At 48.8% G+C, this 19,056-nt stretch carries 12 protein-coding genes; 4 read left to right on the top strand and 8 right to left on the bottom strand.

What is annotated here, in order from left to right:
- Positions 1–52: 52 nt before the first annotated feature.
- The 3 genes from Enr17x_RS05550 to Enr17x_RS05560 all read right to left on the bottom strand — a co-directional run bounded on the left by Enr17x_RS05550 (position 53) and on the right by Enr17x_RS05560 (position 6,416).
- On the bottom strand, positions 53–2,701 hold the full coding sequence (locus tag Enr17x_RS05550; protein WP_145306669.1) for a Gldg family protein: 2,649 nt from the start codon (positions 2,699–2,701) through the stop codon (positions 53–55).
- A 58-nt stretch (positions 2,702–2,759) separates the two neighbouring features.
- Complete coding sequence (locus Enr17x_RS05555) at positions 2,760–3,527, bottom strand: ABC transporter ATP-binding protein (protein WP_145306671.1); 768 nt, start codon at positions 3,525–3,527, stop codon at positions 2,760–2,762.
- Between the two features lie 462 nt (positions 3,528–3,989).
- Entirely contained in the window at positions 3,990–6,416 is a 2,427-nt protein-coding gene (locus Enr17x_RS05560; RefSeq protein ID WP_145306673.1) for a SurA N-terminal domain-containing protein, read from the bottom strand.
- Positions 6,417–6,845: 429 nt separating this feature from the next.
- Here Enr17x_RS05560 and topA point away from each other — a divergent pair, with 429 nt between their 5' ends.
- Positions 6,846–9,560 carry a type I DNA topoisomerase gene (gene topA, locus Enr17x_RS05565; protein ID WP_198000982.1) on the top strand — a complete coding sequence of 905 codons (2,715 nt, stop codon included), beginning with the start codon at positions 6,846–6,848 and terminating at the stop codon, positions 9,558–9,560.
- A gap of 14 nt (positions 9,561–9,574) precedes the next feature.
- On the opposite strand, the gene Enr17x_RS05570 is transcribed toward topA, so the two are convergent.
- Entirely contained in the window at positions 9,575–10,369 is a 795-nt protein-coding gene (locus Enr17x_RS05570; protein WP_232100961.1) for a DNA topoisomerase I, read from the bottom strand.
- Positions 10,370–11,125: 756 nt separating this feature from the next.
- On the opposite strand from Enr17x_RS05570, the gene Enr17x_RS05575 reads away from it, so the two are divergent.
- Positions 11,126–12,046, top strand: a complete 921-nt coding sequence (locus Enr17x_RS05575; protein ID WP_145306676.1) for a DUF1559 domain-containing protein — start codon at positions 11,126–11,128, stop codon at positions 12,044–12,046.
- Positions 12,047–12,134: 88 nt separating this feature from the next.
- Here Enr17x_RS05575 and Enr17x_RS05580 read toward each other — a convergent pair whose 3' ends face one another.
- Both Enr17x_RS05580 and Enr17x_RS05585 read right to left on the bottom strand, forming a co-directional pair.
- Positions 12,135–12,626 (bottom strand): hypothetical protein, encoded by a 492-nt coding sequence (locus Enr17x_RS05580; RefSeq protein ID WP_145306678.1) that lies wholly within the window; start codon positions 12,624–12,626, stop codon positions 12,135–12,137.
- A gap of 269 nt (positions 12,627–12,895) precedes the next feature.
- Positions 12,896–14,188, bottom strand: coding sequence for a reverse transcriptase family protein (locus tag Enr17x_RS05585; RefSeq protein WP_145306680.1), 1,293 nt, complete (start codon positions 14,186–14,188; stop codon positions 12,896–12,898).
- A 553-nt stretch (positions 14,189–14,741) separates the two neighbouring features.
- On the opposite strand from Enr17x_RS05585, the gene Enr17x_RS05590 reads away from it, so the two are divergent.
- The gene (locus tag Enr17x_RS05590; RefSeq protein ID WP_145306682.1) at positions 14,742–15,437 is read left to right on the top strand and encodes a site-2 protease family protein; all 696 of its coding nucleotides are present in this window, start codon (positions 14,742–14,744) and stop codon (positions 15,435–15,437) included.
- A gap of 19 nt (positions 15,438–15,456) precedes the next feature.
- On the opposite strand, the gene Enr17x_RS05595 is transcribed toward Enr17x_RS05590, so the two are convergent.
- A complete protein-coding gene (locus tag Enr17x_RS05595; protein ID WP_145306684.1) occupies positions 15,457–16,809 on the bottom strand; it encodes an enolase C-terminal domain-like protein in 1,353 nt (450 codons plus the stop codon).
- A 114-nt stretch (positions 16,810–16,923) separates the two neighbouring features.
- A complete protein-coding gene (locus tag Enr17x_RS05600; RefSeq protein WP_145306686.1) occupies positions 16,924–18,261 on the bottom strand; it encodes an ATP-grasp domain-containing protein in 1,338 nt (445 codons plus the stop codon).
- Positions 18,262–18,500: 239 nt separating this feature from the next.
- Between Enr17x_RS05600 and fae the strand changes: the two genes are divergently transcribed.
- On the top strand, positions 18,501–18,998 hold the full coding sequence (gene fae / locus Enr17x_RS05605) for a formaldehyde-activating enzyme (protein ID WP_145306688.1): 498 nt from the start codon (positions 18,501–18,503) through the stop codon (positions 18,996–18,998).
- The last annotated feature ends 58 nt before the right edge of the window (positions 18,999–19,056 follow it).

Consider the following 19,056-nt stretch of genomic DNA (forward strand, 5'->3'; position numbering starts at 1 on the left):
GACGTCGTTTTATATTTTCAAATCAAAGGTGATTCTGAGAATCGGCCTCCGACTATTTCTTCAGTCTCCGGTCAGGAGAGATATTCTGGTTTTCATTTTTCATACGGAAAAACAGGAAGCAGATTCCCAGTAGAATTGCCGGGAAAGGCGGAACAAGAATCGCGTACCAGCGGATGCGATCTTCGATTTCTCGAATCTGACGTTCCGTCTGGGCTTTGATTTTCTCGATCTGCTGCTGTTTTTCCCGATCAATTTTGGCTTCATCCACTTCCAGGCGTCGGCTTTCGTTTTCCTCAGCCATTCGCAGCATGATCTGTTTTGTCCGATTATCAAGCGATTTATCCTGCTCAATTTTATCCCGCTCGGCTTTGAGACGGTCACGGGCTTCGGACAGTTTGGCTTCCGCGTCCTTTGTGGCTTTTTCCCGTTCTTCATTTCGTTCTTTTACAAATACAGACGTTTCCCGTTCCACCAGAGTCAGCGTACGGTGCTTTTCACGGCGTTTGCGCAGTGCGATGTAAGAGTCATCGCCCGCCAGTTGGTCGACACAGTTCAACAGGAATGTCACGTTGTCGATTTTTAAGCCAAACGCCTGGCGTTCTCGGATGTTGAACAGCTCGTCCGAAATCAGGTCAGCATCAGCAACAAAGATCACATTGATATTTTTCTCTTTTGATTTCGGTGTCGATGTGATATGCGCTGCCAGCACGTGAGCATGTTCGTCAATCACACGTGGTGGCTCCTGGGCGATCCGGATCGAATTGAAAAACGGACTGGTAATTTCACCCCAGGCCAGCAATCCCGAATTCGGGCCGGTTCGAAGTAACGGCTCAAAATTTAGATCTCTGTCTTTCCGCGGACGAATACTGCCCGGGAAGAAGGTCAGGATTTCCTGTAATCCACTGGTAATGTTGCTGTTCAAGCTGAACGCACTACGTGTGCCACTTTTCGGGCTGATGAAGATCAACTCGGGACGCACGACTTCGGCAAATTCCGGATGCGGATTAAAGTAATCAAAGACAACTTCACCATTATCCCAGGCAATCTGCAGTACGTTGAGTAACGAAGTTAAACGTCCTTCATCGGCTTTGGGTGTGGGCGGCGGTTGACGCATGCCGAACATCCCGCCTCCGGGACTCGGTTTGGGCATGCGGGGTGCGTTTTGGATTCCTCGACCGCCACCGTAGACAGGCAACGGGTCATCGCAGATTAGAGTCGGTTTTCCTTTTTTAACATAGTCAACCAGATTCTTCAGCTGTGGTTGTGTCAGCGAAGAAGGCAGAACCGCGATCAGAACATCATAAGCGGTATCGCTGATGGGGGAATCGGGCGAGACCTGTTCGACTTTGTATTGCTTCTTGAGCTCGCTGACAATCAGCCAGGGGGGCTGGTTGCCTCCCTGGCCCATATTCAGGCCACCGAAGATGCTGGCATCGGTGTTTAAAATTCCCACGGTCAGCCGCTCATCTTTTGAGACTGTACGAATTGAACGCGTTAATTCATATTCAATCGGAGTTCCTACGTTGAAGAAGGGGATCACGACTTCATCTGTGCCGCTTTTGACGACGGCTCCCATGAAAATGGTATCCACAAACGCCCGTCCGCCTCGTTCGGTTTGAACCCGCTGGGGTGAAATATTCAACAGGCGGGCTTCTTCTTCCTCTTTACTGAAAGGGACTACGTCGACAAAACGAACTTGCAGTCGTTTTCCACCCAGTTGATTGTATTCTCTTAGCAGGCCGATCAGTCGTTTGCGAATCGGCACATATTCTCGTGAGACTTCAGGGCTGATAAAGGCTTCGATCGTAATCGGGTTTTTCTCATCAATTTTGGCGATCAGATCTTTGGTGGTTTGGGAGAGACTGTAGACCTTTTCGCTGGTCATATCGATACGGCTACTGCCATAGGAGACAATCACGTTCGCACTGATCAGAATGACGGCCAGAGACACAGTACGTACCAGGTACTGCAGGCCCATCGAGTTTTGTTCCTGGGCGCTCCAGTGCCGACGTGTAATCAGAATCCGGTTCAAGTACAGCATCATGACAGCCAGCGAGATGAAATACAGTATGGAGCCCAGCGGAAGAACGCCGGCGCTAAAGTCCTGAAACTGTTCGACCAGGCTCAAACCCTGAATCAGATTACTGGAGGGCGCTACTTGCCCGATGAAGACCGGCACGGCGCAGATCACGGTTCCCAAGACAAATGCCACAGTGGTACTGCTGGTTAAGGCAGAAGCAAACATGCCAGCCGCCAGTAAGGAGGCACCGGCCAGCCAGTACCCAAAATAAGTGGTAAACATGACCCCAATATCAGGGTTTCCAATGCTCCATAAGACAAAGATATGGGTCACCGAAAACAGCAGGGCAATTGTATATACGGCAAGCACTGCCAGAAATTTACCCAGCAGGATCTCCAGATCTGAGGCAGGCATGGTAAACAGCAGTTCGTCCGTTCCCATTTTTTTCTCATCGGCCCAGGCCCCCATGGTAATCGCAGGGATTATGAACAGGAGCAGTAAGGGATACCACAGACTCAGCTGATCCAGGTTCGCCTGATTGTTGGCGAAGAATTGTTGATTGAAGGCAGCAAACGCGCCTGCTACCACAAACACAACAATAAACAGATAACCCAGCACTCCGGAAAAGTAACTTTGTACGTTTCGCTTGAATACGGCCAATACAACGTTGTTCCGCAACATAATGGAAGGGTCCTTACGTCAGCTTTATATGAAACTAAATTGGTCGGTGAAAAACAAATTACGCGTGTGTCAGTTTATGGAAACGGGCTTCCATATCATCCTGGCTGCTTCCCAGCTCATCCACAGATCCGTCAAACACGACCGATCCCTGATTGATCAGAATCACGCGGCTGCAGACCGCTTTGACCTCCTGCAGGATGTGTGTCGAAAGCAGAATGGTTTTTGTTTTTCCCAGGCTGCGAATTAAGTCGCGCACAGATTGATTCTGGTTCGGGTCCAGGCCACTGGTGGGTTCGTCTAGAATTAAGATGTCTGGATCGTGCAGCAAAGCCTGGGCCATGCCTACACGTTGTCGGAAACCTCGGGACAGCTTGCGGATCGGTTTTTTCCAGACACTGCTCAAATCGCATTTTTCCATGACGAACTCTAGCCGGTTGCTCAACTCCGCACTCGACATGCCACGCACGCCGCCGGCATATTTCAGAAATCCCTGTGGCGTCATTTCTTCGTAGAGCGGACCGTTTTCCGGCAGATAGCCGAGTTTCTGGCTGGCTTCGATTCGATGAGTACTCACATCAAAACCACCGACCTTCGCCTGACCTTCACTGGGGGAAAGAAAACCTGTCAGAAGTTTCATCGTAGTGGACTTTCCGGCGCCGTTAGGGCCCAGAAAGGCAGCAACCTGACCACGGGGGACTGAAAATGTCACATCTTTTGTGGCGGTAAACTGGCCATAGAATTTGCTCAATCCGATGGCTTCGATCATCTTCTCCTGGGATGTGCCTGCTGCCTGTCCGGCAGGAGATTGCTGAACCTGTTCCGACATTGCAATAATACTCCCGATGATTGTCTCGTGGGTTGATTCAACAGAAAACGTGAATGCTAAGGGCTTGCTGTTTTTCAGAAGTATAGCGGCTCTGTTTGAAAAACGACAAGCTTATTGAACTCGTTCATTTTTAACTGGATCGTGTTAAAAACACAACAAAGGATGAGAGTCCCTTTTGAGTTAGCTGGATCTTCTTCGAACTTGTGAGGTTATTATTTTCTCTTGATACGCCCTGAAGTCGGATTTGATGGTCGAAGCCATCAGGCAGTCGCAGACTCAAGAAATACCCAATCTGTTTCTCTATGATTAATCATCAATTTTCCTGATGTCCAGCCCTTTTCTCGCTGGTTTTGCAAAAAATAATTCCGAAAGCGGCCAAAATCAAGGCAGGGGAAATAAAAAAATCGGTTGTACCTGTTAAGGCACAACCGATTCGGAATTCATTGGTTTTGCGGGACGATTTTATTCGACCCGTTCTTCTGTTTCTGCCAGTTCCTGGAAGAATTTCTGTACCTGGTATTTCTCTTCGAGCTCGCGGCTCCATTCAAAATTCGTCTGCTGTTGCTCCATTTGAGCCAATGGCAGATAAGGTGAGAAGAAGAAGAACAGGTCCGTTTTGAGGAATTCCTGGTACATGGCGGTTAAGCCACCCTCTGTCGAAGGAATGCGGTTCATGACTTTCACAACATAACAAACCGATTTGTCGGCATTCATGAGCACGCCTACGTCTCCGTCATTCATATTGTCGAAAATCTGCTCCATGAACTCATTGCCGGCACCATCGATGGCTGAAATGCTTGATAGTTCCGGGCGAGGCATCGAGAACGGGTTGCTGGCACCCGCTGTTGAGGTGCGCATCCAGCTGAACGATTCGGTCGTCGTTGTGGAAAGTTCCGTTCCCTCTTTCTTTCCGGTAATCGTCTGGCTGGAGATCGCTTCGGACATCGTTTTATCACCAGCGTCAAGGATCAGCTTTTTGAGTTCTTCACCCCGTTTCATGGCAATAGGTCGAGCCGCTTCCAGTTTTAACTGGGCGGTAATCTGTTCGTCGATCTTAGGGTCGTCAAACTTTGGAATCGTAGCGTCGACATGTTTGACTTTCCAGTACGAGATCAAACCGCTGGAGAAGGAATCTTCCGCTTCATAGGCTGAGTAAAGCAGGTCAACTGGTGTCTCAAATAACTGTTCAATGACAGTTCGGGGTTGAGCGGCAAACTGATTCAAGGATGGCTCTTTGGCCGTACCCAGAGGATACTTCTCCGATTCTTCCATCTCCTGTGCAGACATCATTGGTGTGATGTTGTAAATCAATTGATGTTTGGCGGCATACTCTTTCAACATTTTAGTGACCTCTTCCGGAGTAGGAGGGGCCACGCCTTCAGCCGGACTGGTAATGCGATAGCTGAGGTCATTCATGTAAGTGACAGCGGCGGTGATCTTTTCCTTCATCAGCGCCAGTGTCCGTTCGCGTAGCAGCTGATCGCGAATTTCGCTTTTCAGATCGTCGTTCAGAGGACGGTACGGCTCCAGTGGTGCCGGTGCGGTAGTCGGATTCTCCGGTTTGGTCGTCGCAGGAGCCGCACCCGGTTTGGGAGCGACCACAGGTGTCTCAGCGGGCTTTTCATCTAAAAGTGAAACAAAGGTGGTGAGTTCCGAATCAAGGGCGCTGGATTCTTCTTTCTTCTCTGTTTTCTTTTCGGGAGTTTCCTTGGGCTTCTCAGGAGCAGCCTTTGGTTTTGTTTCTTTTGTCGGCGCTGGTTGAGGGGCGTCCGGGGTAGCCGGCTTTTTCGCACTACTACCAGGTTTCTCAGCTTCTACAGGCCGATTCATTTTAGGAGCAGCTGGGCTTTGAGGTGCAAACGGTGCCGGAAGATCAGGTGAATCTGGAATGGGGTTATTCTTGTAAAGACGTTCTTTATTTTCTTCGTAGAAAGCCTTAATCTCAGCCTCTGTGACAGGCGGGACCAACTTTTCGGTGTCTTCATAGTCAACCATCAGGTACTCAACCTGAACGCGTTGTGGCTGACGTAAGCCGGGAGAACCGGGGCCCGTCTCGTTCGGGAACACCCCTTTGTATTTTTCATAAAAGGCTTTCTTCTCCGCTTCGGTAGGCGCAGCCACCTGGGCTTTGAAATCTTTGACCGGCAGAGCAACAACTTCCAGTTCTTCGCGGACATTGAATTTTTTGTAGAAGCCCCAGTACTGATCCGGTGTCAGAGATACCTCCGGTCGCAGCAATTGAAAAGCCATCCGGGCCTTGAGCTGATCTCTGAGAATGTCATAAATCTGACCTTCTGTGACTCCAATGCCCTGGCAGACTTTCTTGAAGGAGTCCCGGCTGAGTTTGTTGTTTGTATAGCGGGACACATATTGCGTGACGGCGTCATCTGAAACAACCAGCTTCATCTTGTCTGCTTCTTTACGGAACAGAAATTCAAGGATGATATCGTCTTCGGTATCTCGGCCAAAACCGAACAGAGCGCCCCGAGGTGCCTGGGCACGTTCCCGTTCTTCTTCCGGTAGAGATTCAAAATACGTTCTGATGACAAACTGGTTCGCAATCTGGCGATTTTTGACAAGAGTTTGAAATTCTCTCTGTTCGATGTCTCCAGCGGTTGTCTTGACAACCATCGCGGCACCCTGGCGGGGCATTACGGTATATCCGACAAAAAGGCCAACAACACCTCCGATGATGGCGAACAGCATTCCCTTACCGCGGTCTTTCCCCAGGTACCAGAACAGGCCACCAAATACCAGCATGCCCAGAATGGGGGGGAACTGATTGGGGTTCAACTGGTCCATGACGATAAACGCGAACATAGCCAGGATGGTGAGCGGCACCATTAATACTTTTTGGTTTTTACGAAACAATTCCAGTGGCGAGGCCATTCTGTTTCCTTCTTCAGTCTGCAAGTCGAATAAAATCGATTTCCTAAAGTGAAATTCACGCGCCACCCGGATCCGGTTGACGAGATCACCGCTTTTCGTATCTTCTAATTGGAAAAGAGTTTTCCGATTATTTTATGTGTTGTAATTTATTCGGGCCATTCGTGAAAGTCTTCTATCAAAGAATCCTGTTGTTTCCTGCCTGTTCTTATTACAAAAAGTGCCTCATTCAAGGCGAACATCCGGCGTGAAAAAATAAATACAGGCTTGACAGAGAGTTTTGTGGCGGGTATGGATTGCCGGATGAAGTTATCGAATTGATCCGGTGAAACGAATCAAAAAATATAAAACAGGAACGATTGAGCCGCGTATTGTAGTCAGGATGGCCTTGTTAACAAGGTTTACGTCGGTTTCTCAGGAAGGGCAAGTCTGGTGGCAAAGAAGAAGCTGAAAGCATTAGTGATCGTTGAATCACCGGCTAAAGCCAAGAAAATCGGCAGCTATTTAGGGAGTAAATATAAGGTCCTGGCCAGTATGGGGCACGTTCGCGATTTGCCCACCAAAGCCTCCGATGTCCCTTCTGAATTCAAGAAAAAACACAAATGGGCTACCTTAGGCGTCAATGTCGAATCGGAATTTGAACCGTATTACCTGGTTCCTAAAGAGAAGAAGAAAACGGTTAAGGAACTCAAGGACGCTTTGAAAGATGCAGAAGAACTGATTCTCGCGACCGACGAAGACCGCGAAGGAGAAAGCATCGGCTGGCATCTGACCGAACTGCTCAAGCCCAAAGTTCCTGTAAAACGCATGGTTTTCTCGGAAATTACCGAAGAAGCCATTCAGGAGGCGATTGCCAATCCTCGAGAACTTGACCTGAACCTGGTCTCGGCTCAGGAAACCCGCCGCGTCCTGGACCGTTTGTACGGATTTACATTGAGCCCGCTACTCTGGAAGAAAATCGCCCGCGGTCTTTCAGCCGGTCGCGTGCAATCGGTGGCAGTGCGAATTCTGGTACAGCGTGAATTGGAACGTCTGGCATTTAAAAGTGGTACCTATTGGGATTTGAAGGCGCAGCTGAAAACAGACGCAGGCGCCGAGTTTGAATCGATGCTCTCCACTGTAGGCGGCAAGAAAGTTGCCAGCGGAAAAGACTTCGACGAATCGACGGGGAAACTGAAAGAGGGTGCCAATGTCCTCTTGCTTAATGAGCAGCAGGCCGCTGACTTATTGGAGCGTGTTAAAAAGTCAGACTGGAAAGTCACCTCGGTCGAGCAGCGTCTGCAGTCACGGAAACCACCCGCGCCATTTACGACCAGTACACTGCAACAGGAGGGGAACCGCAAGCTGAATATGTCGGCCCGGGAAACCATGCAGGTCGCGCAGCGACTGTATGAAGACGGTCACATTACTTATATGCGTACTGACAGTGTCAATCTCTCAAACGAAGCCGTCTCTGCTTCACGCCAGCGGATTGAAGATTTATACGGCAAAGACTATCTCTACCCGGAAGTCCGTCGCTTTGATACGAAATCCAAAGGGGCACAGGAAGCACACGAAGCGATTCGTCCTGCCGGCAAGCAGATGAAAACTGCTGAAGAAATCGGTTTGAAGGGGCAACAGGCCAAACTGTATGCGATGATCTGGAAGCGGACGATGGCCACGCAGATGGAAGAAGCCAAGCTACGTTTTCAAACCGTCACGATCACCGCCGCGGATGCCGAATTTCGGGCCACCGGGCGGCACGTCGAATTTCCCGGCTTCTTCCGCGCGTATGTCGAAGGTTCTGATGATCCGGAAGCAGCCTTGGATGACAGTGAATCCATGCTGCCACCTCTGGAAGAAAACCAGGCGTTGGAAGCCAGTCAGGTCGAACCGCTCAAGCACGAAACGAAACCTCCCGCGCGTTATACGGAAGCCAGCATTGTTCGTAAAATGGAGAGCGAAGGCGTCGGTCGTCCGAGTACGTACGCTTCCATTATCGGTACGATTCAGGATCGTGGTTATGTGAAAAAATCAGGCAGCCAGCTTGTCCCGACTTTTACAGCACTGGCTGTGACGCGACTGCTCGAAAAATTTTTCCCGAATCTGGTCGACTTGCAGTTTACTGCCGCTATGGAACAGGAACTGGACGATATTGCCGTTGGAGAAGGGGATCGACTACCGTATTTAAACCAGTTCTATCGTGGCAAAGAAGGCCTGGATGAGCAGGTGAAATCCAAAGAAGAAACCATCGACGCGCGTGAAATCTGTACGTTGGATCTCGAAGGGATCGAGTCTGCGGTTCGTGTAGGCCGCTATGGTCCCTATGTCTCAGATGAATCAGAAGAGGAACCGGTTTCTGCCTCCATTCCCGATGATATTGCACCCGCTGATCTGACGAATGAACTGGCACAGAAATTAATTCGCCTGAAGAGTGAAGGGCCGAAGTCTCTTGGCATGCATCCCGAGGAGAACACACCCATATATAAGCTGCACGGTCCGTTTGGTCCTTACTTGCAGTTAGGGGATGTTATCGAAGATGGTCCCAAGCCCAAACGCGTCAGTATTCCCAAGAACGTCGATCCGGATTCCATTGATTTTGAATTGGCGTTGAAATATTTGAGTCTGCCACGCTTCTTAGGCGAGCATCCTGAAACCGGAAAGAAAGTCAACGCAGGCATCGGTCGCTTCGGACCTTACGTGCTGCACGACAAAGTTTATAAGTCGCTGGGCAAGGAAGACGATATTCTGACCATCGGCCTGGATCGGGCCGTTGAATTACTGAAGCAGGCCCGCAAACGCAGTGCTCCCACACCGATTCGCGAACTGGGGAAACACCCGGAAGACGAAGAACAGGTCGCCATCTTCGATGGTCGTTACGGACCCTATGTCAAGCATGGTAAAATTAACGCGACCATTCCCAAAGGTTATGAAGTCGAAACGGTAACACTGGAGCAGGCGCTCGAATGGATTGAAGCCAAAGCGGCGAAAAAAGGAACGAAAAAGAAGTCAGCAGGCAAAAAGAAAGCAGCGAAAAAAACAACGAAGAAAGCAGCCGCGAAAAAGACAACCAAAAAAGCGGCTGCGAAAAAGAAGACAACCAAAAAGGCTGCCACAAAAAAAACAGCGAAGAAGAAAACCGCCAAGAAAAAAGCGTCTGAAGAATAAGCGGCCGATCCCGGTCAGGCGGACGCATTGGTTTCATCCACTTCTACTGCGCCGGGGGGAAGTGTTTCCTGTTCTGCTTCCTCAGCGCATCGCTTTCGAGCTGCTGCTCTGACATCTGAATCATTCAGGTCGAATTCTTCGATCAGCTCTCGACGGCGAAGTGTGACTTGCCGATCAAATTCGGAGAGCACGTCCAGTGCGCGGTCACGCGATGTGACCAGGCCTATGATCAGGTATTGAGTGATAGCAATGCCGTAACAGACCCAGCCTACGGTATCAACGGCGATCGCAGCGAGAATGGCAAACACTGGTGAAGACCGGTTGACATGCTGGCAGATAACTCCCTTCAGAATCGCTCGCCACTTCTCTTTCAGTTCCCGGAAAATTCCGTATTCTCTGGATAAGTTCAAGACTGGCGGACCAGGGTGAATGATCGAAAATAATTCCTGATCCGGCATCGCTTCAATCACGCCGATGGCCAGCATGATGCGGAAGCCCATTAAAACCCAGCCTTCGGTTCCCTGCAGACTCATGGGAACCCAACCGAACAAAGCTGCTTCCATATTGGCGGTGGCTGCCAACAATAACAGTGAACCGCGAAACCATTGTTCGAGGTCTTTTTCCAGTTCCTCATCGATATCCTGAACGCGTACGACTTTGTTAAGAATCAGGTGGAAGATCGGGATCGCAATCAATCCGACAAAGAAACGTGTCAAAGGTTTTAACAGGTTTCTGAAGTAAGGATTGTTAAACAGGATACGAAGAAATCCACCCACAATAATTCCTAACTGATCGAACGGTGTTAGCACGAACTTGCCTCCCTGATTGAAAAACGAAGCCCGTTCAAACAGGGATCAAAAAAACTCATTGTTTCCACGGTGGAAGGGGGTACGCTTAAAGCGATATTTCCTGGGAGAGTGATTCGAGAACTTGCTTTGAGTCTTTTTTAGCAGATCAAAGTTGAAGACGAAAATACCAAATCGAGAATTCACCTTAGAGGAATACTGTTTCATCAAGAATGACAGGTTCTGACCAACGATTTGGAATTACAGAGTGGACGGTTTCAACAGTAGAAGAGCGACTCAGAAATAGGGGGATAGGAGATCGAACATGAATCATCTTTTGAAGTTGCGACAAAACGACAGAATATTGGATGAGTTGGAGTGAGGTAAGTTATTATTTTTTAATGACTTAGGGTTTTGGGGTGTCTGAGGGTTTAGTGCTGAGCTTGAATCTTGGTACAGCTTTGATATAGTAAGTGAAGTCTGGGTTTAAGCAATTTTTCATTTCTTCTTAATCTAAGTTCCTTTGATCTTAAGGGATTTGATCCAGCACAAAAAAGTTGATGTGTCCGTTCGGATCTATCGTTAAAAGTAAATGCAGTTCCGCTTTTCGAATTTTGGGAAGCTGTATCAAACATCGATCAATTCGTGTTTCTCTATCACTCAAACCAGTTTTGCCTGAAAACTTAAGTCTGTTCGAAATCAGTCAACAAGTACGGATTTTTTCGTTTGTGATGTGTTATCTATAATTCTTATTCCTAATTTTTTTATGGAGGTTGCGTGATGCAGGATTCTCAAAAGAAGTCTGTGAGAAAAAGAGGCTTTACCCTGATTGAGCTTCTCGTTGTGATTGCGATTATCGCAATTTTAATCGCCTTGCTCTTACCTGCCGTTCAACAGGCGCGTGAAGCAGCCCGCCGAAGTTCCTGTAAAAACAATTTAAAGCAATGGGGACTGGCTCTGCATAACTATCATGAGACGCACTCAGGATTTCCTCCCGGATATTTTGGGAACGGAAACCGCATGGGCTTCCATGTCATGCTGCTGCCCTTTGTAGATCAGGCGCCGCTGTATAATCAATTTAATTTTGATGTACCTTACGACAATTCCGCCAACTCAGCTTTGCGAGAAGAATCGTTTGCGATCCTGCACTGCCCCAGCTATGGGAAAACTGACGTAAATGGAAACACGCGTCAAAAGACTCATCATTATTATGGAATCATGGGGGCCAAAGGGACCAAGCCTGGTGGAGGAACATATGATATTAAGGGTTATACCACACAAAATCATGGTGGCTGGGCAACGAACGGAATACTTTATCGAAATTCAAATATCAAGATCCGCGATATTCACGATGGAACCACCAATACGTTCATTATGGGAGAACTATCCTGGGATCCACAAAAAGTAGCGGGAGCCGGATATACCAATCAGCGTCGTCCCTGGACCCAAGGCACGCAAACAACTGATTCCAATACTTCGGCATCCTATTCCTGCCGTAATATTGCGACGGTGATGAATTCAGCCGGTTATAAATCGGGGAGTGCGTACTTCAACGATGCCAGCTTTGGCAGCAAGCATGTCGGGGGCTGTCATTTCATGCTGGGCGATGGTTCGATTCGTTTCATCTCGGAAAACATTGACTTCGCGACATATCTGGCTGCCGGTAGCCGCGATGATGGCGAAACTCTAACCTTAGAGTAGTCTACTTCTTTCCAAAGCTCCTCGTCATGTTGAGGAGCTTTGGTGTTTGAGTAACTGGAACTTGATGAGAAGAGCGCCACATGGGAGCCTATGGTTCGTTGGCAGCTCTTCTTCTCTTTTGGTCATACGGGTTTTGCTTGGCAGCATCCGCGGGAATTGTCAGATCCTGCGTCGCTTCTTCTTCGGGCAAATCGAGTTCCGTACGATAGCCAAAGAACAACATCTTCCCGTTCGCCAGATATTCCGTTTCTTCTTCGGAATTTTCCCCCGTGGGAGGCGTGCCTTGAGTGACGCCGTCAAAGCCACTGATTTCCAGAATATGTGGGCCTCCCATCGTGCCCTTTCCGTTTTTTGCGGTATCGTATTCTCCCTCAATAATTTCCGCGTAGCCACCCCCGCCTTTGTTGTCTTTGGATGAATCGGGAATAAATTTGATTTGACCATAGGGCAATGGTTTTCCATCAAATTCGACTTTTCCTTTCACGTTGTATAACGTGACATCACTGCCACATCCCGTAAGTGTTCCCGCAAACAAAAGAAGTAGACCAGGAACCGATATTCTTGGAAACATTCTGGGCATGTAACAATCTTTCTATAATGCAATGAGACATGAGATGAAAAAGTCTGAGAACGGTTTATTGAATCGAGCGTTCCTTCGTCAGTAAGACTAACATCGAGAGAGAGTCAGGATGGTGCTTATTCATGAGATGATTTATGAACGCTCATTAGAACATATTCAGCGTTTAAAAGTCAAACTGATTCCACCTGGTTCGCCAGTATTGGCAAGAACGGAATATCTCTGTATCAGAAAGCATAACAGGATTGATTGAGAGTGACTGTGCGCTGGAATTACCAGCGAATCTGTTCATAGAGCTGCAGCAGTCGCTGACCGCGATTCGGGTTAAGTTGTTGCACATAAGCAATCCGCCCGCGCAGATGGCTGGCAAAGTCAGGATGCTGTTCCCGGTTCTGTCCCACTGGCCCCTGGCGAATGCAATTTGTGAGTATGGCTTTCAGCAGATCGAATTCTTTCCGAGGGACATTGGTATGTTCATTGACGACAACGCCGGTCACTTTCTGCTGTTGGTTATTTCGCAGCACGCGCCGTTTCGACTGATTCACCTGAAATCGTTCCGAACGAATAATCTGGTTCACCAGCGGAATAAACACACGCAGCGAACGCAAAAACTGATCGGAGCCGGAAAAGGTCAGGTCATCAGCGTAACGCGTGTAGTCTGCATCAAAAGAGCGGGCTAACCCTGAGAGTCTGACGTCCAGCGAAAACGCCGACAGGTTCGCGAGTGCCGGAGACGTGGATGCCCCTTGTGGCAGATGGCGAGAAAGATAAGGTAACAGCGGGCGCAGGCTTCCATCAGGAAATGGCATATTCATGGGAATTGCAGTGGTGCTTAACCGGGCCAGCCAGAGTGCGGCTTCGCGACAATAGCCTACGCTGCGAAAGATTGAAACGACGCGTGCAAAATTCACACTGGCATAAAAGTTCTCCAGATCAAATTTGACAACCACACGTTTGCCCGTGTGCGGTATTGCGTTTGTGACGGGGGAATGGCCGGTGACAAATCCGTGTGCCGCGTCATGCACGGGAATCTGGTTCAGGATTTCCTGCAAGATCTGCTGCTGCGCCATTTTGATAAAAGGACGCGGGGCTTCGATTAGCCGAAATCCATTTCGTTTCGGCAACCAATGATATGTGTAATGCGATTCCTTCACATCATCCGGGCGATCTGACTGATTGAATCGGTGTGTCAACCAGGCAAGCTTTCCCAGTGGAAGATTCAACCAGTGTGCGATGTCCTCCGGGGTTGAAAAAACGGGCAGGTCAAAGCGGCTCAGTTTGGCTGCATCTCCATCCTGGGTCATATCCAGATAATGATCGGTTTCCGATCGATAGCGCAGCAATTCATAAGGACGTGCGAGTTTGTAAGGCAGGGAACCTACATCAGCGTTTTCAGGTGGTGTGAATCTTTTCTTTTTATTGTATCGCAGAGGGCTCAGGCGGGGTTTGCGAAAGATTCGAGGTGCTTTCGACGGTTTAACATTCGCGCTCGTCTCAGGCCGCGCAACAGACCGATCTGGTGCGGGGCCAAAAAAGAGTTGGCGTATGAAATCAAAGAAGCCCATTCAGAAATCCTGCAGTCAGGTCAGTTTGGTGATCGTCAGAAAAGTGATAAAAAAATAGAAATGGCCAGCGGGCCGCACAACCGATCCTGTGGCGAAGTATTGCTACGATAACCATCTATCGTAGCCATACTTCACGTGTCGTAGAATGGTCAATACTTCTCCCACGGGGTATCCCCGTAGTGCTCTGAGCGATCCGTCAGGATACAATCAGAGTCAGAACTTGTGCGACCCACTGCCCATTATGTTGCAAATCGTATCCTTTTCGTGAGATGCGTCAATGTTAAGTCTTGTGAATCTGGATAAAGCCTTAAGATTCCGGCATGAATTACATTCTATAAACAGAGCGATTAAAAATAGATATAAAAAATAACACTCCCGGCATCAGGCGAACTGCAATTGCCTTGATTTCAGGACCACGATACATTTCTGCAGAATCAGAAATGTTGCAGGAGTGCATTCCCGACGGTGATCGAGTACGCTGTCTCTGTTCCCTCTGATTTCTGCAGAAAAATCAGGGCCAACTTGAAGATAGTGAAAACAGAAAGTTTTGAAGATGCTGGGAAATGTAGCTCCCACCGAGTTTGATTTGCGGTTTTCCTTATTCGGGATTCCGATTCGCGTACATCCGCTATTCTGGGCTGTATCAGCATTTATGGGCTGGAACCCCAATGACATTAAAATGACGTTTATCTGGATCGCCTGTGTTTTTGTCTCCATTTTGGTGCATGAGCTCGGGCATGCATTGACGGCAAGACACTTTGGCTGGCCTCCGGAAATTGTCCTGTATCATTTCGGTGGACTGGCTATGTTTCAGCCTTATTCCGGGATGACAACCCGTCGTTCGATTATCGTATCTGCCGCGGGGCCATTTGCCGGTTTTGCATTTCTGGGCGCGGTGATGTTCTTCAGGAAGATCTCTATCGATTTCGGTTTCTGGAGTCAATTCAGCCGTGAAGGGCTGTTTTATGTCACCGTCACCTTTCACTACTTGTATTTCATCAACCTGTACTGGGGGTTGATCAATCTCGCCCCGGTACTGCCGCTGGATGGGGGACACATTTGCGAGGATCTTTGCAAAGCATTCAAACGCTATCGGGGCGATGTGCTGGCGCTGCAGATCTCAATGGTTGTCGCGGGCGCATTGGCTTTCTACTTCTTCAAGCAGCAGTTTCGCTACGCCGGCATCATGTTCGCTCTGTTCGCCTTCTTCAATTTTCAGTCGTACCAGCAGCGCAATAATACCTGGTAGCAAAGAATCGACCGGGTGCTTAGAATCCTAAGCCGTCACCATTGAGCTCAGCTGTTTTGACTGTTCCGTCAGTGATCTTGAACATGCCTGGATACGAACGCGTCCATTTTTTGTTCGGTCCCGGGCAATACTGTCGTCCATTGCCTTCAATTGCGGCGATGGTCGGAATGCGGGCTGCCAGACTGGCGGAATGCAGGAACGAGTAACCACAGCAGGTGAGGTCCTGAACACAGAGAAACATATCAAATTTCTGAGCGGCAGCACCCAGGAACAATGATTCTGTTTGCCCTTTGCAGGCTTTCAAGGCAACGCCCGAGTAACCCAGTTCGCGGCTCAGCAGCAGTGATTCATAATCCACCAGTGATTCATCAATCACCACAGGTTTGATCTTGGCCGCTTCGTGCATTTTGTTTTCAGGGTTTGCTTTGAGATCGCGGTTGGTTGGCTGCTCGATGTACTGTACCCGGTCAAATGCGGCCGGAGACTGTTCGCGGACTTTGTTCAGGAAATCGAGAACATAATCGACGTTTTCACACTTTTCATTAAAATCGAGTGAGTAACACCAGGTGTCGTTGCCACGTTCGCCTTGTGCTTTGACTGCTTCATTTTCAACGGCGATCACGCGGCTGATATCCCAGTCCATATTGTCACCAGAAAGTTTGATTTTCAGGTGCGTCAGTCCGTCTGCTTTGATCCACTCGCCCAACGTCTCAGGTAGCCCGTCGTCAATACGTTCGCTGATGTCTGCTTCGGTAATCGGATCGAGTGCACCGACCAGATGGTACAACGGCAGCGTTGGCTTGGGGTCGCGGAGCGTGTACTGATCCAGATATTCTCCGGAGAATTGATCGTCCAGATATTCTGACAGATCGTGAGTCATGTATTCCGAAGAGAGGCCGTTGTAGCTGTTGATATGATTGGCACGTCCAAAACCATCATGAATGGCCGCATCGAGAGGGCTGGATGCAACCAGCTGCGCTAACTCGGGAATCTCTTCCGGCAGGCCCAGTCGTTTTGTCAGCTTCTTGGCCATGAAATGGTATTCAGCCGAAATATGATACATCAGGTCGATCGGATGCGCGACTTCCGGACAGATGTTGGCGATTTCTACCGCCTCTTCAAGGAATTCGATCATCGCTTTCAATGCGTCTTCCGGACTGACCACCGAGGAAGGCCAGGCCCAGATATTTCCGGCAGGCATACTGCCAATACCAATACCCTGTTTTCCATTGCGTGTTTCAACGATGACTTCCACATTCAATAGCACACTGCTATCCATGACTCTCCCGCCAAACTTGAGGGGAGTTCGAAAGGGAACTTCTTCGGTTGAAAATTTTGCCTCAACAATTTTGATATCTGTTGACTTGGGCATCGGTCTAAAATTATTCCTTCATTTTACGTGACAAACCAGCGAGTCAGTTCATCTTTGATTTATATGTCGTCTTGGAGAACGCCAATACTAAACCTGATTTTATAACCAATGAGTTCAATCTTCAAGAAACGAACCCAATTCATTCCAGCTTGAGAAAAAACCGGAAAAAAGTTGGTTTTCCGATTTCTTTAGAGAGTGAAGCATGTTAAAGACGTCCGAGGTCGTTCTGGTCTGACAAACTGTGGATTCAAAATGTTGTCTGTACCAGACAATTCTGTCAGCCAGGGATTTCAGGCTGGATTCATAACTTTCGCCTCTCCCAAACATGGTGCAGACAGGCGAACCGGCGGGAATGATGGTCTTGGCACTGGGAATATCGCCGTTCTCTGGTACTTGAAAGGGCTGTTGCAGACACATACGATTTCCCTCTGTTTGAGGGGCAACCAAATCCCGGGGGGCATACAAAATTCCTTTGGAAATATGCGGTAAGTTCTGTTTTTCCTGTTCGAAAAGGAATTTTTTCAGGGTATTGGTGGAAGTTTCTTCTTGCTGGTGTTCCTCAAAAGACCGACAGGCAGCCAAATGCCATTCGAGAAGCGGCGTTTGATACTGCAGTTCCAGTAGTTCCGTGAGTGCCGTGTAACGTGGGTTGACCTCGTTCAACCAGAAACGCCCTTGCTTCGCCGGATCGAATATGAGGTCACAGCCGAAAAGACCATGAACCTGACAGGCATCGGCGATGGTTTGCCCCAGAGCTTCCAGCGGACTGCGAAGGTGGCGCAGGACCGGGGAAGCAGTGATCCCGCCACAAAATTGAAATGCGTTTGCATTCAGAGCCTCATTCCCTATGAATTGCCGACAAACCCCTGTCAGTACCGTGGTCTGACGAAATGCAATGAACAGGGCAGACAGGGGGATTCCAGACTGAAACCGTTGCAGATAGTAGTCCTGGTCCAGCGTACTGGCAGGAGAGAGCGGATTCAGAAACTGGATGCCTAGACCAGCGGCCCCCTTAAACGGCTTATGCAACCATCGAGCACCGTCATCAGGAACCGAACTGGCCAGCTGGCAGGGCAAAGCCTGGATGGGTTTGCCTTTGAGGATTTGTTCCAGAAAAAAGGGATCTCGGGCGTAGTGCAGGCTTTCCGGGCCGCAACCTCTCAGACGGTGTGTCTGGTTGAGTTGTTCAATGAGTTCCGGATGATTTTCCATGCCACCAGTATAGATCCAATCCAGAGCAGGGAGCTGGTGGAGTGCCTGGATCCAGTGTGCGGTGGGTTCGGTTTTCGGGATCACTTCAGCGATTTCTCGCAGGTCCTGATCTGCATATTGATCTACACAGACCGGCTGCCAACCAGCACGCACAGCCGAAAACGCGGCAGCTCGCGTACTGGCGCCAACAATCAGCAGACGCGGTTTTCCGGAGATATCATTGGGGGGGTGGTGATTCATCAAATTGCGATTTAGTAGGATGACATGATAATTTTATGAGGATTTAGTGCGAATACCAGCGGAATACTGGCAATCCTGTTCTTAAATTGTTATTACATAGCATAGGCTACGAATGATCCAAGGCGAAGCTTACATCTGTTAGATTCGCCGTCCGTCCAGGACTGCGGTATTCGTGATCCGTTTTAAATTTGTGCTTAATGCATAACTGTGAGAACCTAATACGAAATGGAGAACGAAGAATGTCAATGTTTGTCGGTGAGTCACTTGTTGGTGAAGGTAATGAAGTTGCTCATATCGATTTGTTGATTGGTGACAAGACTGGTCCTGTCGGGGCAGCATTTGCAAATGCACTGTCCAGCCAGAAAATGGGTCACAGTAACCTGTTGGCAGTATTATCGCCTAATCTGGCAGTAAAGCCAGCAACAGTCATGGTCACCAAGGTCACGATCAAAGGTGCAAAACAGGCCGTTCAGATGTTTGGCCCCGCTCAATACGCCGTTGCGAAAGCAGTCGCAGACAGTGTAGAAGCAGGAGTCATTCCCAAAGATCAATGCGAAGATCTGGTTATCGTCTGTGGTGTTTTCATCCACTGGGAAGCCGATGACGACAAAAAAATCTTCGATTACAATTACGAAGCGACCAAAGAAGCGATTGCTCGTGCAATGAAGAACGAGCCTTCTGCTGACGAAATGCTGGCTAAGAAGAGTGAAGCTTCTCACCCCTTCTACGCTGGTTAGAATTTCTGACATTGGTGGAATTATCGAATTCATGCCCCTGTTCTTTCGGAACAGGGGT

Origin of the sequence: Gimesia fumaroli, from assembly GCF_007754425.1 — a bacterium.
GTDB lineage: Bacteria > Planctomycetota > Planctomycetia > Planctomycetales > Planctomycetaceae > Gimesia > Gimesia fumaroli.